The organism is Flavobacterium sp. W20_MBD1_R3 (genome assembly GCF_052119725.1).
Lineage (GTDB): Bacteria > Bacteroidota > Bacteroidia > Flavobacteriales > Flavobacteriaceae > Flavobacterium.
Genome location: NZ_JBGQOR010000004.1, coordinates 216,830 through 236,830, shown reverse-complemented (window position 1 = coordinate 236,830; position 20,001 = coordinate 216,830). Strand labels below are relative to the sequence as shown.

The following is a 20,001-nucleotide window of genomic DNA, read 5'->3' as shown; positions in this document are numbered from 1 at the left end:
TATAATCTGAGAGTAAAAAACCACTACTTTTAAATGGTATTCGGCAACAAAAATCCAAAACAGCCAGCCATTCCTTTCCAAGATTGTTTCTCAACAAAATTCAAAAACGAATAGCGGGATTTTTCTTTTGCTAAAAGAGGCTAAATAAATTTTCTAATGCTCATCATAATCCCAATATGAAGCCCTTCATGAAAATTATTAAAAAGCATTGCATCCTGAGCACTTTGTAGCGTATAACCCGTTGATGTGGGATATTCACTGAAGTTTTTGAAGATTTTATTTTCAAAATCAACTTTTGTTCGGTTGATCGTTTCAAACAATAAATGCTTTATTTCGGCTAACTCTTCTTGCGTTACAATGTGTTCCGGCTTAGTTCCTTTTCTATATTTTTCTGCCATCTCCTCCGAAATCATCAGTGGTAAACCCGATAACTTATATACTAAAACTTGCTGCGTCACTATTATATGACCAATATTCCAAATCAGATTGTTGTTAAATCCTTCCGGAATTGTATTGAGTTGCGCTAGAGTATACCCATCTAAAAACTGTAAGACTATTTTTCTACTGGTTAAAGTAATATCCAAAATTTGATTCATTTTTTTAATTTTTGATAAAAATAATCATTTTCCGTGTCAAATGAATTTTCTTTGCACAAAGAAATTGCTATTTACATGGACATAATATACTATCTCGCTTCTTGCGACACTTGCAGAAAAATCATAAAATCATTACCTAAAGATCATGATTTTAAGTTTCACGATATCAAACAAGATCCAATAACGGTAACAGAATTAGAACTAATGCGCGAACTTTCCGGAAGTTACGAAGCGCTTTTCAGCAAAAAAGCGCAATTGTATAAATCAATGGATTTGAAGAATAAGTCGTTGACCGAAGACGATTACAAAAAATATATTCTGGAACATTACACGTTCTTGAGTCGGCCTGTTTTTATCATTAAAGACAAAATTTACATTGGCAACACCCAACAGAATATGTTGCAAGTAATGAAAGCTTTGGCATAATGTCCAAAAGAAATCTTGCACTAATTGGCGCCACAATTGTTTCCATAATTTACGGCGTCACTTTTACTATTGCCAAAGATGTCATGCCGTTGTACATCGATGCATATGGTTTCATCTTGTTGCGCGTAGGCGGGTCGGTGCTGTTGTTTTGGCTGGCTTGGCTTTTTATGCCGAAGGAGAAAATTGCACTCAACGATTTCCCCCGAATTATTGCCGCAGCTTTCTTTGGCGTGGCGCTTAATATGCTTACGTTTTTCAAAGGACTGAGTCTTACTTCGCCCATTAGTGCCTCGGTAATAATGGTTTCCACTCCAATGATTGTGTTGACGCTTTCGGCCATCATCATGAAGGAACGAATGCAAAAACGAATGCTTTTTGGTATTATCCTTGGTCTGATAGGAACTGCATTTCTTATTTTGTACGGAAAATCTATCGGTAGCGCCACAAATGCCAGTTTAGGAAATTTTCTGGTTTTGGTCAACGCCATTTCCTATGGCTTTTACCTGATTATCGTCAAGAAATTGATGGATAAATACAATGCGTTTACGTTTGTAAAATGGATTTATTTGTTCGGTTTTATTATGGTTTTGCCTTTTGGCTGGAGCCAATTCCACAGTGTTGAATGGGCTTTGGTTCCAATGGATATTTGCTGGAAAATAGCATTTGTAGTTGTTATTTCTACATTTCTGACCTATTTGCTGAATTTGCTTTCGATGAAAGAATTAAAACCAACTACGGTTGCTGTTTTTATTTATTTGCAACCGCTATTCGCCACCATTTTTGCAATTGGTTTAGGAAAAGACGAATTGAGTTTAGTAAAAATTGGTTCGGCAGTTTTAATATTTTTAGGCGTTTATCTGGTTACACAGAAGAAGAGTGTTCAGTAATCAGCTAGTAGTGTTCAGTGCCAAAATTTTAGGTTATTGTCTTTTATAATGTTAATTATGCTATTTGTATCCACTCAAAAAATAAAAACTGATTCCAAAACATTTACTCACATAGAGTCTCTGAATACTAAAAGCTGACCACTGAACACTTTTTTAGTATCTTTGACCTCTTTTAGAAAATTATATGATACAATCAATGACTGGTTTTGGTAAAGCAACTTTGCAATTACCGACCAAAAAAATTACCGTAGAAGTAAAATCCTTGAATAGTAAAGGTTTGGATTTGAATGTGAGAATGCCTTCGCTGTACCGTGAAATGGAATTGGGTTTACGCAACCAAATTGCATTAAAACTGGAAAGAGGAAAAGTAGATTTTTCCATTTTTATCGAAACTACCGCAGAACAAACTTCTACGAAAGTGAATGTGCCAATTGTAAAAGCGTATATGAATCAATTGAGAGAAGTGTATGCTGATGCTGATGAAACGGAACTGATGAAAATGGCGATTCGTATGCCGGATACCATGAAAATAGAACGCGATGAAATTGATGAAAATGACTGGATACAAATCCAAACCGTCATCGAAGAAGCCTTGCAAAACATCTTAAACTTTAGAAGAGATGAAGGAATGTCTCTTGAAAAAGAATTTCAATTGCGAATTGGCAACATTCGTCAATACATGACGGAAGCTCTCGCACTTGATCCAGAACGCGTTCAAGCGATAAAAGACCGTTTGCAAACGGCAATCTCTGAACTTAAAGTAAACGTAGACGAAAATCGTTTCGAACAAGAATTGATTTATTACTTAGAGAAATTAGACATCACCGAAGAAAAAGTACGTTTGACGAATCACCTAGATTATTTCTTGGAAACCATCAACGGAACCGAGGCCAACGGAAGAAAATTAGGTTTCATTACACAAGAAATGGGACGTGAAATCAACACGATGGGCTCTAAATCCAATCACGCACAAATGCAAAAATTGGTCGTTCAGATGAAAGACGAATTAGAAAAAATTAAGGAACAAGTACTAAACGTTCTATAAACAGATATTGGATAAATTCAGGATAAAATGAGCAAAGGAGGAAAATTAATCGTTTTTTCGGCACCATCAGGATCAGGAAAAACTACGATTGTCAGACATTTATTAAGCAAAGAAGATTTAAATCTTGAATTTTCGATTTCGGCAGCTTCCCGCGAACCAAGAGGCGAAGAGGTAAACGGAAAAGATTATTACTTCATGACTACTGAAGAATTTAAAACACACATCAAGAACGAAGACTTTCTGGAATGGGAAGAAGTGTACCGCGATAATTTCTATGGAACTTTAAAAAGCGAAGTAGAACGCATCTGGACCAAAGGTAAAAATGTAATTTTTGATATTGATGTATCTGGTGGATTGCGCATCAAGCATAAATTCCCTGAAGAAACTTTAGCCGTTTTCGTGAAACCACCAAGCGTAGATGAACTAAAAAGAAGACTCAAAGAACGCTCTACTGAAAGTGACGACAAAATCAATATGCGTATTGCCAAAGCTTCAGTTGAACTTGCAACAGCACCACAATTTGATGTTATTATAAAAAATTACGATTTGAATATTGCTTTGGAAGAAGCGTATCAATTGGTAAAGAATTTTGTAAACAAGTAAAATAGTGAATAGTCAGAAGATGCAATTCTCTCCTCACTATTCACCATTAACTAAAATAAAATGAAATGAAAATAGGTCTGTATTTCGGAACGTTTAATCCCATTCACATTGGGCATCTCATAATTGCTAATCACATGGCGGAGTATGCTAATTTAGATCAAATCTGGATGGTGGTTACGCCGCATAACCCTTTTAAGAAAAAAAGCACATTACTTGATGATTCTCATCGGTTACAAATGGTACATCTTGCGACCGAAGATTTCATGAAAATAAATCCTTCGGATATTGAGTTTAAATTATCGCAGCCTAATTATACTGTGAATACTCTAGTCCACTTAGAAGAAAAATATCCCAATTACGAGTTCTCTTTAATCATGGGCGAAGACAACCTCAGGTCGTTACACAAGTGGAAAAATTACGAAGCAATCTTAGCGCATCACGAGATTTATGTGTACCCTAGAATGGAGGCCAAACACCAAACAAGTGAAGCAATTTCAACCGAAACAGAAAACACACTTTTTAAGGGACATCCAAAAATTCACATGATTGATGCTCCGGTTGTCGAAATATCATCAACATTTATTCGGGATAATATTAAAAAAGGAAAAAACGTGCAACCCTTATTGCCCGCAAAAGTTTGGGAATATATTGATCATAATAATTTTTATAAAAAATAATTACGCCAAGATTCTTTTTAGTTCCAATTGAATATTTTCAAAAACAGTACTCAAATTATCGTTTTTACCGGATAATACAAACACTTCCGTACTTGGCATTTGCTTGCTGTTCCATAACAATTGGATTTTATTTTGTGCTATTAAATTTTTTGCATTGCAATCCCAAACAACCGCTATTCCGGTATTTTTCGAAATTATTTCCAGCATTTCATACTCGGACGGAATGATATAATTAGGAATCATTGATGGTCTTTTTTTATTAAAAACATGCAGCCAAAACAACTTTATGTGCGGTATCTGCGCATTGTGGCTGAACCACTTCTGGTCATTCAGCCAATATTCAGTTGCTGTGAAATCTTTAATTTTAATATTTGATTTTAATTCGGAAGCATCAATAGTATTAGACCCAATAAGGATTTGTTTAATGCCTCCCACTTTTTTTTGAATTGTATCAAAGGTATCATATTGCTTGGTTACAATTGCAAAATCAAGTTTTTTAGAATCTACCAATTCAAAAAGCGTATCGTCTTCATGAAAGCTGAAATCGATATAATCAAATTTTGCAATCAAACAACTTCCCAAGCTGCACATCAAGTGTTTCGAGATACCTATTGAAATTAATCGATTGGCATTGAATGCTTTGGCGCGAAAACCATTCTCTACATTTTCTAGTCGCTCTAACGCCTCTATGATTAAATTATTGAGTAACTTAGCGTAATCCGTTGGCTCCACACCTTTCGACTTTCGATTGAAAAGTTTGTACCCTACATGTGCTTCCAACATTGACATTTGTTGACTTACAGCGGGTTGACTGATAAACAATTCCTTGGCAGCCAATGAAAAATTACCATTTTTATAAACGGATTTAAATGTCCTGTACCATTCGAGATTAACCATGATATAAATATATTTATCACAAACATAATTTAAATTATTTTTACTAATAACATATTCGCCGTAAATTTGTAGTAAGATTAATAAAAATGAAGAAAGTCATATTATTTGCTCTTATAGCAGTAACCGTAAGTTGCCTCTCAGCAACTGCACAAAATAAAAAAAACATGAAAAAGGTATTATTTGTTGTTACCAGTCACGATAAATTAGGTAACACAGGAGAAAAAACAGGATTTTGGACAGAAGAATTAGCTGCTCCATATTATGAACTGTTAGATAAAGGAATTGTAATTGATATTGCTACACCATTAGGAGGACAACCACCAATTGATCCAAAAAGTGAAGATCCATCAGCTGCGACTGAAGACACTAAACGATTTGATGCTGATACCGAGTTATTGGCAAAACTGAAAAATACGCATAAATTAGCCGATGTAAAAGAGTCTGATTATGATGCCGTTTTTTATCCGGGAGGTCATGGACCATTATGGGATTTAGCTACAGATGAAAATTCAAGCGCTTTGATTGAAGCTTTTTATAGTAATAATAAACCTGTTGCTTTTGTTTGCCACTCACCAGCGGTATTGAAAAACGTAAAAGTAAATGGAGAATTTTTAGTGAAAGGTAAAAAAGTAACTGGATTTTCTAATACAGAAGAAGCTGCTGTTGGCTTGACTGATGTAGTTCCATTTTTATTAGAAGATGCTTTGCAGGCCAATGGCGCAAGCTATTCAAAAATAGCCGACTGGCAGCCGTATGCAGTAGAAGATGGTTTATTGATTACTGGGCAAAACCCGGCTTCATCTAAACTCGTTGCAGAAAAATTATTAAATCAATTGAATTCAAAAAAATAAAACATGTTAAATTTCGAATTATATAATCCTACCAATTTAATTTTTGGAAAAGGACAAATAGAAAAACTAGCAACATTAGTTCCAAAAGGATCAAAAATACTTTTGGCTTATGGCGGTGGTAGTATTTTCAAAAATGGAATCCATGAACAAGTAGTTACAGCTTTAAAAGGTTTTGAAATAGTAGAATTTTCCGGAATTGAGCCCAATCCACATTTTGAAACATTAATGAAAGCAGTTGCTATTATCAAGGAGCAAAAAGTAGATTTTATCCTTGCAGTAGGGGGAGGTTCTGTAATTGATGGAGTAAAATTCATTTCGGCAGCCGTTCATTATGACGGAGACCCACTAGAAATTTTGCAGAAAAACATACTTACAAAAGATGTCTCTAAAATAATTCCTTTTGGAACTATCTTGACCTTGCCAGCAACTGGAAGTGAGATGAATTCCGGAGGTGTTGTCACTATTGAATCTACGCAAGAAAAATTATCTTTTGGAGGTAGCGCCTTGTTTCCAAAATTCTCTATTTGCGACCCAACAGTAATTCAATCTTTGCCAAAAAGACAATTACAAAACGGAGTTGTAGATGCTTACACCCACGTTTTAGAACAATATTTAACGTATCCACATGAAGGATATTTACAAGATAGAATTGCAGAAAGTATTTTACAAACCTTGATACAAGTTGGTCCTGATGTAGTAGAAAACCCTAAAGACTATTCGCTAGCTTCCAACTTTATGTGGAGCTGTACGATGGCTCTAAATGGGTTAATCCAAAAAGGAGTTCCTTCGGATTGGGCCACGCACATGATTGGCCATGAATTAACCGCTTTGTACGGAATAGATCATGCCAGAACTTTAGCAGTTGTAGGTCCAAATTTATACCGAGTGATGTTTGAAACCAAAAAAGGGAAATTGGCACAATACGGAAAACGTATTTTTAATTTAACTGGAACTGATGACGAAATTGCTGATGCAGCGATCAATAAAACAGTTGAATTTTTCCATACTATGGGAATGGAAACTAAATTATCTGATTATACTAAAGACTTTAATAAAACGGCAGATTTTATAGTAGATCGTTTTAAAGAAAGAGGTTGGTTAGGACTTGGAGAAAAGCAAAATATTACATTAGAAAAAGTAAAAACAATTGTGGAAATGAGTTATTAATTCCAATAATCAGATTACCAATTGAAGCATTTTACAATAAAAAGGCGTTCTCATTTTATATGGGAACGCCTTTTAAAATTCAAAAATATAACTAACTAATTCAATTCGTTTGTTTTGTTAAAAAAACAACTATACCACTAAAATAACGACAATTATATGTTTATATTGCAAATAAAAATAAAAAATATTATTTTAAAACCAATAAATTAGTACTATACTATTAAAAACCCCCAAGAACGCACGGCTTAAGACTAGTTTTTATGGTTTGATTAATAGTTTTTTAAGTACTTTTGAATAAATTCAATAAAAAAATGACCGAAAATATAAAATTTGCAGTAATTGGTGGTGGGAGCTGGGCAACAGCTATCGCTAAAATGTTGTGCGTAAACCTAACCGAAATTTCTTGGTACATGCGCAACGAAGCTGCAATAGAATACATAAAAACTTACAAGCACAACCCCAATTATCTGAGTTCCGTTGAGTTTGATACCCAGAAATTACAATTGACCAGTGATATTAATGAAGCGGTCGCGTATGCTGATTATATTATTTTTGCTATTCCGTCCGCTTTTTTAGACGGTGAATTAGAGAAACTAACTGTTTCGTTGAAAGATAAAATCATTTTTTCAGCCATAAAAGGTATAGTCCCTGAGACAAGTTTAATTGTAGGGGAACATTTTCATGTAAAATACGATATTCCATACTACAATATTGGCGTTATTAGTGGCCCTTGTCACGCAGAGGAAGTTGCCATGGAGCGTCTATCCTATTTGACAATTGCCTGTGGCGATGCTGATAAAGCAAAAGTTGTTGCTGACACTCTAGCTGGAAATTACATTAAAACTAAAATCACAGATGACATTATAGGAACTGAATATGCTGCAATGCTAAAGAACATTTACGCCATTGCCGCAGGTATGGCCCATGGACTGGGTTACGGCGATAATTTTCAATCAGTGTTGATGAGTAATGCGATTCGTGAAATGAAAAAATTCATTAAGAAAGTTCATAAAATGAAACGAAACATTAATGATTCGGCTTATTTAGGTGATTTACTGGTTACTGGCTATTCCGTTTTCTCCAGAAACAGAATGTTTGGCAATATGATTGGGAAGGGTTATACCGTAAAATCAGCAATGATGGAAATGAGCATGGTCGCCGAAGGCTATTACGCCACTAAAAGCGCTTATAAACTCAACCAAGCCTACGGTGCAAAAACACCTATTATTGATGCTGTTTATGAAGTTTTATACGAAGGAAAAGATGCAAAAACAGTTTTTAAGAAACTGACCGACAAACTAGATTAATTCAAATGTAAATTAACAACCAAAAACACATCACTTCATGAGCGAAAGATGGAAATATCAAATTAAAACTGGCGGGATTTGGGGTGTATTTATGACCGTTTTCAATGTTTTATTTGACATTAAGGAAATCCCTTTATCAGCACAAATTGCCACGCCTAATTTTTATATTCGAGCAGCCGCTTACATTAGTGTTGGAATATTTGTGTTAGGCTATTTTACTTGGAAATCCAAAGTTAAACAACAAAACCGCTAAATCATTTTTATGAGTGAAAGATGGAAATATCAGATTAAATACGGATTGATTTGGGGAATTATTCTTTCCCTACTCTTGTTGGTTATTGACCTATTCGAAAACTCGTTTGAAGATGCTTTTTTCTCTAAAAGAAATTTTCTGCGCACGCTTTATTTTATTATTGTCGGAATCTTTTTACTAGGATATCTGAGCTGGAAGAAAAAAATAAAACGCGACAAAAATGCTAACTTATCTAACGATAACGCCATCAACAAATAAAATTGGCACCTCTTCTACTGCTGCTTCGTTGATGGATTGTGCTTTGAAAATATATTTTTTATCGTACAGTTTGTCACCAATAAAGAAAGTCAACATGAATTCATTGTTGAGTGCCAAAACACTTTTTTCAATCATTTCAATTTTCATTACTGAAACTGCCGGAACTGCTACAAAAGCGTGACGTAAAAGAGATGTTTTTTTCATTTCGCCCTCTAATGTTCCAAAAGCTTTAGAAACGATCATGACACTTTCTATTAGAAAATCACTGTCGTTTATCAAATACGCATACCAAACTTTTTCCATGAAATCGTCGCTCCATTCCTGAACTGCTGCTAGGAATACGTTTTCTACTTCGGGGATGATGATGTCTTTTTTCATGTCATTACAAAGAATGAAGTAATTGCTTCATTCACTATTAATTATTATTTTAAACTTACGTTTATTAAAAACGAAAATGCCCTAGCCCAGATGGAAACGGCATCCTTTTTCTGGCTTTTTAGACAGAAAAAGATAGAGTGTACAGCTGGAAATAGCTCCTAAAAGCAAAAAATCCAAAATCGTTATGAGATTGCTTCGCGTTCCTCGCAATGACTAAATGCTTGATTTAAATTGCTCTAGGAAACGAACGTCATTTTCGTAGAACATGCGGATATCGCCTATTTGATACAGTAACATGGCAATTCTTTCGATTCCCATTCCAAAAGCAAAACCGTTGTATTCGTCAGGATTAATGCCACAATTTTTCAAAACATTTGGATCTACCATACCGCAACCCATGATTTCTAACCAGCCGGTTCCTTTGGTAATTCTATAATCGGTTTCTGTTTTAAGTCCCCAATAAATATCAACCTCAGCGCTTGGCTCTGTAAAAGGGAAATAAGACGGGCGCAAACGTATTTTTGATTTTCCGAACATCTCTTTGGTAAAATACAAAAGGGTTTGTTTCAAATCAGCAAAAGAAACATCTTTATCAATATACAAGCCTTCTACTTGGTGAAAAATACAGTGTGAACGCGAGGAAATGGCCTCATTACGAAAAACTCTTCCCGGAGAAATGGTTCGAATTGGCGGTTTATTTTCTTCCATGTAACGCACTTGTACGGATGAGGTGTGCGTGCGCAACAAAATATCTGGATTAGTCTGGATGAAAAAAGTGTCCTGCATATCGCGAGCCGGATGGTATTCCGGAAGGTTCAATGCGGTAAAGTTATGCCAGTCATCTTCGATTTCTGGACCTTCGGAAACGTTGAATCCAATGGTAGAAAAGATATCTATAATTTGGTTTTTTACCAATGAAATAGGGTGACGGGAACCAATAATCATCGGCTCCGCTGAACGGGTTAAATCTCCGTAAAATCCTTTGCTTTCCTCTTTGCTTTCTAAAGCTTCCTGAAGGGTTTTTACTTTTTCTTCGGCAGAAGTTTTAAGCAAGTTGATTACCTGTCCAAATTCCTTTTTTTGATCGTTAGGCACGTTTTTAAATTCCGCAAAAAGGTCTTTCAAAAGCCCTTTGCTTCCTAAGAATTTGATTCGGAACGTTTCTAGTTCTGCTGCGTTTTGAGTTGAAAAAGCATTTGCTTCGCCAATATATTCTTTTATCTTATCTATCATTTTCCTTCCATAATTGAGAGTGCAAATTTAAGAAATTTGTTCCAAGTTTCAAGTTTAAAGTTTCAAGTTTGTTGCTTCCGTTTAAAACTAACCAAGTTGATTTAAATTAGCTATTCTATCACTTCCCGTTCCAGGAAATAATTCACGATGGCTTCTTTCATCAAAACGGATTGTTCACCTGCTCTTAATGGTGGCAATTCCTCTTTTACTTTGTAGTGTGGCCAACCGTCTTCATCAAAAAACTCGAATTCATAAAAACCATACGGCTCTAAAAGCCTACAAATCGCGATATGCATCAGGTTTAATTTTTCGTCTTTCTTGTATTCAGTATGGACTTTTCCGAGTTCCTGCACGCCAATTAGATAAATTATGGCGTCCAGATCTAAATCCTCCCCTTGAGAGAATTGATTGGAAAGTATAGTAACAAGCTGCTCCCAGCGTTCTTTAAGTTGCGTGTCTCTTGACATTTTTATGAATTATGAATTATGAATTATGAAATTTGAAATCATTACTCATAAAATTATTTTGGCAAAGATAAGAACTTGAAAACTGACAATGGTAAAGAACAATTCTTTTATATTTGCTGCTTTATAGTTGCAAATTAATTATTATGGGATTTCTGGATATCATTTTAGGAGTATTGCTCGCTTTTGCTTTTTACAAAGGCCTTCAAAACGGACTTTTTATAGAGTTAGCGTCATTAGTTTCACTACTGGCCGGAATCTATATTGCAGTAAAATTTTCCTCATACATGCGAGATATTTTAGTGGGCTTTGTGAAATGGAACCCCAATACGATCCAAGTGGTCGCTTTTGTCCTTACTTTTATAGCTGTGGTTGTTGCAGTCACAATGTTAGGAAAGTTGTTGACTGGAATTGCCGATTTTGCTTTTTTAGGATGGTTGAATGCTTTGGGCGGCGGTTTTTTCAGAGTGTTGAAGACTGTTTTGATACTAGGTATTGTCTTTGCAGTTTTCGATAAGATTAACCACACTCATTTTTTAGCCAAAAAAGAAACGCTGGATAACTCTATTTTTTTAAATCCAATCCAAAAAACGGCGAGATTCATGTATCCTGCATTGCAGGAATGGTATGGGAGCTTGAAGAAAAAGTAAGTAGTAATCAGACTAAATTAAATACTGAACACTATAGATTACCTCTAAACATAATTACTTCACTTCCTTAATCGCACTACTTTCAATCCACCCCTCAACTCCATCTGTAAGTTGTATTTTTTTCCATTTTCCAATCGTTTCAAATACATAGACTTTAGTTCCTTCGTGTAATACAAAAAGAGGTTTTCCTCCATTTCTGGGTTCACTTTTCACATTCACCATTTCGGCAAAAACGATGGCTGGTTTTTCAGTGTCAAAGTGACTTTTCTCAATAAGGGCAGCGGATAACGCGATAAGCATCAAGAAAATTACGACAAACATTCCAAAAAAGAAAATACGTTTAGAAAGTGTTTTTTGCGAAAAGTAATACCCAATAAAAAACAATAAAAAAAAGGTTGCCAGTCCTACAGAAACCCATCCCCAAATATTATAATGGTAAATTCCGGTAAAATCACGGACCAACTTTGCAAAACCCACTTTTGGGATTACCTTAATCTCATCAATGGTTCTTTTTTGTGCAAATTTAAGGTTGTTTATGCTTTCCTTATCGTTTGAATTCAGTACCAACGCTTTTTCATAATAGTAAATCGAAGGTGCTACCTGATTCAATTTATAATAAGCATTTCCCAAATTAAAATACAATTCTGAGGACTGCTTATTGTCGTTTAAAACACTTTTATAAGCTGCCACGGCCTCAGTGTACTTTTCTTTTGAATAGTAGGCATTCCCTTTTTCAAAGCCGTTTTGGGCAAAGAAAATCTGGGTTGAAAGTAGTAGTATGTATAGTATTTTTTTCATAAAAATTTAAACACGAAGGTCAAAAGAAATTTGCAAAGACCACCATTTGATGTGCTCCCTGTATCACTCGTTTTATTCCTTCTTTTAGCAATTTTACATTTAAATCAATTAGCAATCCTAATCTGCATTCCCATAACCTTAAAAACATTGGTAATCATTTAAACTTTATTCGGTTTATGATTAAGCAATTTGTTTTTCTAATTCAGAGATTATAAATACCGCTTTATCAAAATCTAGTTGTATGGTGACACTTGACGAAAGCGCATAACGAGCCACTTCACAGTTTTCAGTAAGCGCAATAAAATCGTCTACGATTTCTGGTTTTGCATTACGGGACAATAATAATTCCTGAATATTATCCTTGCTCATTTCTGATGTTTCAATGTTTAATTTTGCTTTTAGGAAATTATGCATCGCTTTCTCGAGCGCAATGTAAAACAGTTCTTTGTTATTGATTTGTTTCTTAGCCACCGATAGATATTTCTTGGCCAGCTTATTATTCATTCGTATTCTGTTTCCAGAAATATCGCCATCCATAGCTTCTTTTTTCTTTTTGAGTAACACAATTATTGGCACTAATAAGAAAGGTAGCAGTAGTAATCCAATAAACAAATTCGATCCAAAGAATCCCTCTTTATCAAAGGTAATAAGATTCGTTTTTGACTTGATTGTCATAAACGCCTCAACATCATTGATTTTATTCTTATTACCAGTAGCAGAAGAATCAGCTGGTGACGGACCATCAAGAACATTGATCATAATTTGTGAGGAACGTAGCGTTTTGTAGGTACCGGAAGGCAAATCAAAATAAGAAAACTGCATTGGTTTTACTGGATAATTCCCTCGGTATTGCGGAATTATAGTATAGCTATCGGACATATTACCACTCATACCTGAAAGTGGTGTGCTGATGTCTTCGCTATGCACGGCATCATACATTTCTAAAGCATTAGGCACAACTGGTTTTGACAAACTGAATAATTTGAGATTTCCTTTTCCAGTTACACTTACAACAAGATTAAGACTTTCTCCGTTTTTCAAACTTGTCTTGGAAGGAGTGACTTTGAAGTCGAAACTTCCAACTGCTCCTGTAAAATCTTCTGGTTTTCCAGCCTCGGGTAATGGTTTAACTGTGATAGTTTTGGCTCCAGCCGAAACACGTTTAGTAGTTTCTGTCAGGACCATTCGCCCAAACATATCTCTTTGATTCGTTGGTAACTGCACGTCAACTGCTAATGACAAAGGCTCTATTTTAAGTTTTCCTGATTTTTGCGGATACAGCACGGCTTTTTTCAACACTATATACCTGTAGTTTTGCCCTTTAAACATCCCTTCTTCAGCAACAAGTTGTTTTATTTCAATGTTTTGACTCCAAAAATCATTGTATTTCGGCTTTGTTAATTCTCCTAAATTCGAGATACCAATATTAGCAAAATACAATTTATACACTATGGTAATGGGTTCGTTAACGTACGGATTTGTTTTTGAAACATCGGCAACAAGATATAAGTTTTCATCTGCAGCTACTTGCGAATCGTTTGAATCACTTTGCTGTTGTATAGCATCGGTAACATTTATCTTTAGCGGTGCAGTCTTGTAAATTTGCCCATTAAATTCTATTGCCGCCGCCTTGATAACCAAGGTTCCTTTTTGATTTGGCAAAAGAATATACGAATATACTTTCTCAAAGGAACTTCTGCCGTTTACCCACGACTGACTCACTTGTTGGCTTGGTCCAGCAACAATTCTAAATCCTTCAAATGATGGCTTAACAAAGTTATCCCCATCTACATTCATCATAAAATCAATACGCAACCTCTCATTTAAGCCCAACGTACTTTTGCTGACTTTGGCCTCAAATTGAACCTGAGCACTAAGTGAGCTGCACACCAATAAAACAATTGCTGCTATATATTTTTTCATTTTCAAACTGTCTAATTGAATTACCAATCTTTCTCTGTTTTGACTGGTTTTCCTTTTACTTTCTGGGCATTCACCTTATCCTGAACCTTTTTTTCTTCTTTATTTACAGCGTCTAGCAAGTTTTCCAGACGTTGTTTAGAGATTCCTCCCGGTGCTGGTTTTGGCTCTCCGTTATCATCAGGCTTGGAGTCTTTTTTATCTTTATTCTGATCCCCTTTATCGTCTTTTTTATCTTGCTCTTCTTTGTCTTTCTTGTCGTCCTTTTTGTCCTCTTTCTCGTCTTTATCTTTCTTATCGTCTTTTTTCTTGTCATCCTTTGGCGGATTATCCTTTAGCATTTTTTTGGCCAAGGCAAAATTATAACGGGTTTCCTCATCGGTTGGGTCATTACGCAAGGCATTTTTATACGCTTCTACCGCCTGAGTATAATCTTTTTCATTCATAAATACGTTTCCCAAATTATGCAGGGCTCTGTGTTTTTGAGGTCTTGTTTTTGAGTTTCTCAGCGCTTTGGCGTACGCAAATTTAGCCTCTCCAGACTGCTTTTGTTTGTAAATACTATTTCCAAGATTGAAAGGGGCAACAGCATTCTTTGGAAATTTTGAATCTGAAATTCTATAATTAGCTTCTGCCTCTGCGAATTTATTATCCGCATATTCCGCATTTGCTTGCGGTAAGATTCGGTCTTTTTGCTGCGCATGCAAACTGGTCCTTCCACAGAACGTGATCATTAAAAAAGTAATTATGATAATTTTAAATCTTCTCATTTATTGTATCTATATATCCAGAAGGCCGTAAAACCTTGTAGAAATAATTATTTATTCTCGTTAAATAAATTCAATTTCTTGACCCAGTTTGTTTTTCTTTCCAATAGGAAAACATCTACAACTAAGAGCAAAAAAGCAAATCCCAGAAACCATTGAAATTGCGATTGAAAATCCGCCATTTCTGTTGCTTCAAATTCAGTTTTTTGTATGTTATCCAAAGCATTCTTGATATAATCGAGTACTTCTTTGGTGTTGTTTCCGTTTATATAACCTCCCTTTGTCGCTTTTGCAATAATCTCTAAACTGGCTTTATTCAATTTAGTAATCACCACTTCGTTGTTATTGTCTCTTTGAAAACTTTCTACAATTCCGTTTCTTTTTAATGGAATTCTGCCTCCTTTTTCGGTTCCAATTCCTATTGTAATAATCTTCATCCCTAGCTTATTGGCTTCTTCAGCAGCACTTTCAGCTCCTTCAGAATGGTCTTCTCCATCAGAAATCAGTATTAATAATTTACTGGTTTTACTTTTGTTATCAAAATAGGTTGATGATAATTTTATGGCTTCATCCAGCGAGGTTCCCTGCGAAGAAACCATTTCGGTATTCATGCTTTGCAAAAACATTTTAGCCACCCCATAATCTGTGGTTATGGGCAACACAGGAAAAGCACTTCCAGCGTATGCCACAATTCCTATTCTATCGCTTCCTAACTGATTGATAATTTGCGAAACAATTTGCTTGCTTTTATCTAATCGATTGGGTGCTACATCTTCGGCCAGCATACTTTTGGAGACATCCATCGCAAAAACAATGTCAATCCCTTCCCGTTTCACGGTTTCCATCTTGGTGCCAATCTTTGGGTTTACCAAGGCAAAAATCAGTCCAAGAAAGGCTAAAAGCAATACCCCTATTTTTAAGACCGGTTTAAAAACAGAGCTTTCCGGACTCAACTTTTTTACCATTTCTAAATCCCCAAACTCGCGCTGTTTTTTTCTTTTCCAATATAAATTAGCAAGAAAAACCAGCACCAAAAGAGGCAGTATAAAAAGAAGGTATAAATATTTTTTTTCGTCTAATTCCATTTCTAATTTTAGATTTATGAATTTGATCTTAGATTTTCACTCTAAGTCAAAATTCTAAACTTGGTCATTTTATTCCAATATTCCAGTTCCTACTCCCTTCCCTTCGGGGAGGGTGGGGTGGGGATTTTATATAAAGCTTCTAAAAACTGTATTCCTTAACCCTACTTCCGCCAACAATAAAAAACCGGCAAGCCATATAAAAGGCCTGAATTTTTCATCATAATCGTAAAATTTTAATTCCTCTATTTCTGTAGTTTCCAGTTTATTGATAGAGGCATAAATTTCGGCAAGCTTGCTATTGCTTGTGGCTCTAAAATATTTTCCATCTGTTTTCCTGGCTATACTTTTCATTAATTGTTCGTCGATTTCTACTTTCATCATTTGGAATAAAAACTGTCCATTTGGCGCTATTTTATAGGGAAACATGGCCATTCCGTTAGTCCCAATTCCTACGGTATAGACTTTAATTCCGTATTGTTTGGCTATATCTGAAGCAGTTTCTGGTTCAATGAATCCAGCATTATTCACGCCATCTGTCAAAAGAATAATTACTTTGCTCTTAGCTTTACTATCTTTCAAACGGTTTACGGCAGTGGCTAATCCCATCCCAATTCCAGTTCCATCCTGCAAAACATTATCATATTTTATACTGTTGATGGCATCCAGAATTATTGCCTTATCACTTGTCACAGGTGTTTTAGTATACGCCTCTGAGGCATATACTACAAGGCCAATCCTGTCATTTGGTCGCCCTTCAACAAAATCAGCAGCTACTCTTTTTAGCGCTTCCATTCGGTTTGGTTTCAAATCTTTGGCCAGCATACTTCCAGAAACGTCAACTGCCATGACAATATCGATTCCTTTAGTAGTTTTTGTTCTGTTGCTGACATCCACAGTTCTTGGTCTTGCCATAGCTACTATTAAGGAGCACAATGCCAAAACACGGAACACATTCAAAATTGGTTTTAACTTTGTCAAGTACGAATCCGCCCCTTTAAATCCTGCAATAGAACTTATTTTTAATGTTGCTACTTGTTCGTTTTTTGTCCACAACAGCCAGACTATTACAACTGGAATCAGTAGAAACAGCCAAAAAAATTCTGGGTTTAAAAAAGTTATTTTATCCATTATTCAATTGCTTGTTTTAATTCGACCGAGCTCAAAACTCGTTCTGATATTTCAATTCCATACGTATCGCCTTCTTCATGAAAAAGTATAATTTGTTGTAATCCGCCTCCTTGACTGAACAGGATTACTTCATAATACATTTTTGCCGTGCTCATGCTATCGCCATCAACTTGCGAAAAAGTTCCATAAGCTTTCAACCCTTTAATTCCCTCTTTGGTTTCAAAATCTTCCTGTTTTACAATCATATTTTGCGCTCCTTGGGCTTCAAGTGACTGTAAGGCACCATCCATAGATTTAGCTAAATCAATTTGAGTTTCTTCCTTGAATTTTAGCGTGGAAACCATCACATAAAAACGGTCTAGAACACTACCATAAACAAACGATTGCATCTCCTTGATCAATGCCATTCCGTTTTTAGGGAGGGTTTTTGTCAGATCTGTTCGCTTGAGTACTTTTGGTGTTTCTATAATAATTCCTGGATTTCCATATTCACTTTTCACCCATTCGCCTTCTAATAATTCTTTAGTAGGATGACCAATAATATTATCTTTCACATAATCAAATCCTTTAGTCACGATAAAAAAGGTGGTGGTCGCTGCCAATAAAAACACAACTAAAACTACGGCTGTCACAATGCGTTTTTTCCTTTGTTTGCGTAATTGTATTTGAATTTGTTTTTGTCTTTGCACTTCATTCAACAATATTTCCTCTGCTTCAGGAACCTCGAGTGGTATGGAGCTGTCCAGCGTTAAAATTGCCTTTTGAATTTTATTTCGGTCTTCGGTAATTTCAAAATCTAATGGTTTTGATTTAGCAAATTTTACCAAATCGGCTTGTTTTAGAACACGCTCCAGATTTTCGAGAATCTCCTGCGAAAGGGTCATTTTCTTTTTGACAGAAGCTGCTCTAAGACCTTGAATCAATTCCGAAGTCGTACTTTCCATGGCTGGAATCTCTATTGCTTCTTCAATATAATTTCTGGCAATATCAGTCAACTCACTGTAATACGCTTTGACTTCTCCTTTTTGCCAAAGTTCTTTTTTCTCCAAAGAATCCAGCAAACTAGTCGCTTTTTCGATTGGAGTTTTATAAATTTCTGCAATTAATTTCTTTTCCTGCCGTTTTTTAATAAACCAATAAACAAGCGCTCCTATACCAACAATCAAAGCAACAATTAGCAAATATTTCCACCAGTCCCCAATCGAATTATTTGCCGGAGCTATGTCCTTAATATCAAACATTTTTTGTTTCAAAGTATCCACTTGAACATTGGCTACTTCCACTAAAAGCGAGTCTGTAAGAAACGGCTTGCTATTAATGAAGATCTTAATACTTGGAACCACATATCTACCAGAATCAAATTGGGTTAAGCCGTATTTTTTGATCAATTCATAACGGCCATCCATTTTAACGGTATCAATAGGATACGATTGAATTACCTCTAATGCCCCCAAATTTTTTAAGTTTGGAAAAATAACCTTCGACGAAGTATCAACAGTAGTTTTTATAGACAGTTTAAATTCGGCACCAATTTTATTTTTAATCGTATCTATACTTGTGACTACCTGTTTTTGTTGTGCAAAAACAGCTGTAGAAAGCAGCAATAGTAGTAGGTAAAGTCTAATTTTCATTTTTTATCTAGTTAGCCCTGTCAGGGTTTAAAACCCTGATAGGGCTAGGTTTCGTTTTATCTCGATTTAAAATAGCTCAGCAATTTCGTTACATAACTTTCGTCAACTCTTGTGTTTACAACACCTGAACCTGATTTACTGAATGTTTCTTTAAAATAGTTTACTTTATTGTGGTACTGTTTTTCATAATTCATTCGTACTGCTTTCGAACCGGTATTTATTAATTCGATTGCTCCGGTTTCCGCATCAAGCATCGATACCATCCCTAAATCAGGCATTTTTTCTTCTCGAATATCATACACGCGAATACCCGTTACATCGTGTTTCTTTGACGCTATTTTCAATGTATGCTCATAATCCTCTGCCATGAAATCAGAAATTACAAATACAATGGCCTTCTTTTTCTGAGTTCCCGATAAAAACTTTAAGGCTTGCGCAAGATCTGTTTTTCGACTTTTAGGCTGGAATTCTATTAATTCACGAATAATTCGAAGTACGTGTGATCTTCCTTTTTTAGGTGGAATATATAATTCGATTTCATCCGTAAACAATATCAAACCTATTTTATCATTGTTTTGAGTTGCTGAAAAGGCCATCGTTGCAGCAATTTCCGTAACAATATCTCTTTTGAATTGATTTTTTGAACCAAAACTTTCTGAACCTGAAATATCAACCATCAACATCATGGTCAATTCGCGTTCTTCCTCAAAAACTTTTACGTGTGCCTCATTATACCGAGCAGTTACATTCCAATCAATTGCACGAATATCATCACCAAACTGGTACTGACGCACTTCACTGAACGTCATTCCGCGTCCTTTGAACGACGTATGATATTCTCCCGAAAAGATATGATCGCTCAATCTTCGGGTTTTAATTTCGATTTTTCGTACTTTTTTTAAGAGGTCTTTTGTATCCATAAGTTCAGTGTTCAGTGATTAGTGTTCCGTGTTCAGTTACTGCAAACTGAATACTGATTA

Annotated in this window: 22 protein-coding genes; 10 read left to right on the top strand and 12 right to left on the bottom strand. The window is 35.5% G+C overall.

From position 1 onward, the window contains the following. Positions 1-140 precede the first annotated feature (140 nt). Positions 141-596: a DinB family protein gene (locus ACEN2F_RS08620; RefSeq protein WP_441737945.1), complete on the bottom strand. Its 456-nt coding sequence runs from the start codon at positions 594-596 to the stop codon at positions 141-143. Positions 597-671: 75 nt separating this feature from the next. Here ACEN2F_RS08620 and ACEN2F_RS08615 point away from each other — a divergent pair, with 75 nt between their 5' ends. The 5 genes from ACEN2F_RS08615 (at position 672) to nadD (ending at position 4,234) form a co-directional block, all read left to right on the top strand. Next, positions 672-1,022, top strand: a complete 351-nt coding sequence (locus ACEN2F_RS08615; RefSeq protein ID WP_441737943.1) for an arsenate reductase family protein — start codon at positions 672-674, stop codon at positions 1,020-1,022. Next, positions 1,022-1,909 (top strand): DMT family transporter, encoded by an 888-nt coding sequence (locus ACEN2F_RS08610; protein WP_441737941.1) that lies wholly within the window; start codon positions 1,022-1,024, stop codon positions 1,907-1,909. The genes ACEN2F_RS08615 and ACEN2F_RS08610 overlap by 1 nt, the downstream gene beginning before the upstream one ends. Positions 1,910-2,093: 184 nt before the next feature. Next, positions 2,094-2,954: a YicC/YloC family endoribonuclease gene (locus tag ACEN2F_RS08605; RefSeq protein ID WP_441737939.1), complete on the top strand. Its 861-nt coding sequence runs from the start codon at positions 2,094-2,096 to the stop codon at positions 2,952-2,954. A gap of 27 nt (positions 2,955-2,981) precedes the next feature. Further along, positions 2,982-3,557 carry a guanylate kinase gene (gmk, locus tag ACEN2F_RS08600; RefSeq protein WP_441737937.1) on the top strand — a complete coding sequence of 192 codons (576 nt, stop codon included), beginning with the start codon at positions 2,982-2,984 and terminating at the stop codon, positions 3,555-3,557. Positions 3,558-3,622: 65 nt separating this feature from the next. Further along, the gene (nadD, locus tag ACEN2F_RS08595) at positions 3,623-4,234 is read left to right on the top strand and encodes a nicotinate (nicotinamide) nucleotide adenylyltransferase (protein WP_441737935.1); all 612 of its coding nucleotides are present in this window, start codon (positions 3,623-3,625) and stop codon (positions 4,232-4,234) included. Here the strand turns inward: nadD and ACEN2F_RS08590 are convergent, their stop codons facing one another. Further along, positions 4,235-5,131: a LysR family transcriptional regulator gene (locus tag ACEN2F_RS08590; protein WP_441737933.1), complete on the bottom strand. Its 897-nt coding sequence runs from the start codon at positions 5,129-5,131 to the stop codon at positions 4,235-4,237. 86 nt (positions 5,132-5,217) lie between these two features. On the opposite strand from ACEN2F_RS08590, the gene ACEN2F_RS08585 reads away from it, so the two are divergent. The 4 genes from ACEN2F_RS08585 to ACEN2F_RS08570 all read left to right on the top strand — a co-directional run bounded on the left by ACEN2F_RS08585 (position 5,218) and on the right by ACEN2F_RS08570 (position 8,709). Further along, positions 5,218-5,982 carry a type 1 glutamine amidotransferase domain-containing protein gene (locus tag ACEN2F_RS08585; protein WP_441737931.1) on the top strand — a complete coding sequence of 255 codons (765 nt, stop codon included), beginning with the start codon at positions 5,218-5,220 and terminating at the stop codon, positions 5,980-5,982. A 3-nt stretch (positions 5,983-5,985) separates the two neighbouring features. Then, complete coding sequence (locus ACEN2F_RS08580; protein ID WP_441737929.1) at positions 5,986-7,149, top strand: iron-containing alcohol dehydrogenase; 1,164 nt, start codon at positions 5,986-5,988, stop codon at positions 7,147-7,149. Positions 7,150-7,460: 311 nt separating this feature from the next. Continuing rightward, positions 7,461-8,456, top strand: a complete 996-nt coding sequence (locus tag ACEN2F_RS08575; protein ID WP_441737927.1) for an NAD(P)H-dependent glycerol-3-phosphate dehydrogenase — start codon at positions 7,461-7,463, stop codon at positions 8,454-8,456. 37 nt (positions 8,457-8,493) lie between these two features. Next, complete coding sequence (locus tag ACEN2F_RS08570) at positions 8,494-8,709, top strand: hypothetical protein (protein WP_441737925.1); 216 nt, start codon at positions 8,494-8,496, stop codon at positions 8,707-8,709. Between the two features lie 228 nt (positions 8,710-8,937). Here ACEN2F_RS08570 and ACEN2F_RS08565 read toward each other — a convergent pair whose 3' ends face one another. From ACEN2F_RS08565 to ACEN2F_RS08555, 3 genes are all read right to left on the bottom strand, one after another. Next, positions 8,938-9,345, bottom strand: a complete 408-nt coding sequence (locus tag ACEN2F_RS08565; RefSeq protein WP_441737923.1) for a hypothetical protein — start codon at positions 9,343-9,345, stop codon at positions 8,938-8,940. Between the two features lie 213 nt (positions 9,346-9,558). After that, a complete protein-coding gene (gene pheS, locus ACEN2F_RS08560; protein ID WP_441737921.1) occupies positions 9,559-10,578 on the bottom strand; it encodes a phenylalanine--tRNA ligase subunit alpha in 1,020 nt (339 codons plus the stop codon). A 110-nt stretch (positions 10,579-10,688) separates the two neighbouring features. Continuing rightward, complete coding sequence (locus tag ACEN2F_RS08555; RefSeq protein ID WP_441737919.1) at positions 10,689-11,045, bottom strand: hypothetical protein; 357 nt, start codon at positions 11,043-11,045, stop codon at positions 10,689-10,691. A gap of 143 nt (positions 11,046-11,188) precedes the next feature. Between ACEN2F_RS08555 and ACEN2F_RS08550 the strand changes: the two genes are divergently transcribed. After that, positions 11,189-11,692 carry a CvpA family protein gene (locus ACEN2F_RS08550; protein WP_441737917.1) on the top strand — a complete coding sequence of 168 codons (504 nt, stop codon included), beginning with the start codon at positions 11,189-11,191 and terminating at the stop codon, positions 11,690-11,692. Between the two features lie 54 nt (positions 11,693-11,746). On the opposite strand, the gene ACEN2F_RS08545 is transcribed toward ACEN2F_RS08550, so the two are convergent. From ACEN2F_RS08545 to ACEN2F_RS08515, 7 genes are all read right to left on the bottom strand, one after another. After that, positions 11,747-12,490 (bottom strand): tetratricopeptide repeat protein, encoded by a 744-nt coding sequence (locus ACEN2F_RS08545; RefSeq protein ID WP_441737915.1) that lies wholly within the window; start codon positions 12,488-12,490, stop codon positions 11,747-11,749. Between the two features lie 180 nt (positions 12,491-12,670). After that, the gene (locus ACEN2F_RS08540) at positions 12,671-14,413 is read right to left on the bottom strand and encodes a BatD family protein (RefSeq protein WP_441737913.1); all 1,743 of its coding nucleotides are present in this window, start codon (positions 14,411-14,413) and stop codon (positions 12,671-12,673) included. A gap of 20 nt (positions 14,414-14,433) precedes the next feature. Continuing rightward, positions 14,434-15,144: a tetratricopeptide repeat protein gene (locus ACEN2F_RS08535; RefSeq protein ID WP_441737911.1), complete on the bottom strand. Its 711-nt coding sequence runs from the start codon at positions 15,142-15,144 to the stop codon at positions 14,434-14,436. A gap of 83 nt (positions 15,145-15,227) precedes the next feature. Continuing rightward, entirely contained in the window at positions 15,228-16,262 is a 1,035-nt protein-coding gene (locus ACEN2F_RS08530) for a VWA domain-containing protein (protein WP_441737910.1), read from the bottom strand. A gap of 126 nt (positions 16,263-16,388) precedes the next feature. Continuing rightward, a complete protein-coding gene (locus tag ACEN2F_RS08525; protein ID WP_441737908.1) occupies positions 16,389-17,390 on the bottom strand; it encodes a vWA domain-containing protein in 1,002 nt (333 codons plus the stop codon). Further along, positions 17,390-19,021 carry a hypothetical protein gene (locus ACEN2F_RS08520; RefSeq protein WP_441737906.1) on the bottom strand — a complete coding sequence of 544 codons (1,632 nt, stop codon included), beginning with the start codon at positions 19,019-19,021 and terminating at the stop codon, positions 17,390-17,392. The genes ACEN2F_RS08525 and ACEN2F_RS08520 overlap by 1 nt, the downstream gene beginning before the upstream one ends. Before the next feature lie 56 nt (positions 19,022-19,077). Then, a complete protein-coding gene (locus ACEN2F_RS08515; RefSeq protein WP_441737904.1) occupies positions 19,078-19,941 on the bottom strand; it encodes a DUF58 domain-containing protein in 864 nt (287 codons plus the stop codon). Between the last annotated feature and the right edge of the window lie 60 nt (positions 19,942-20,001).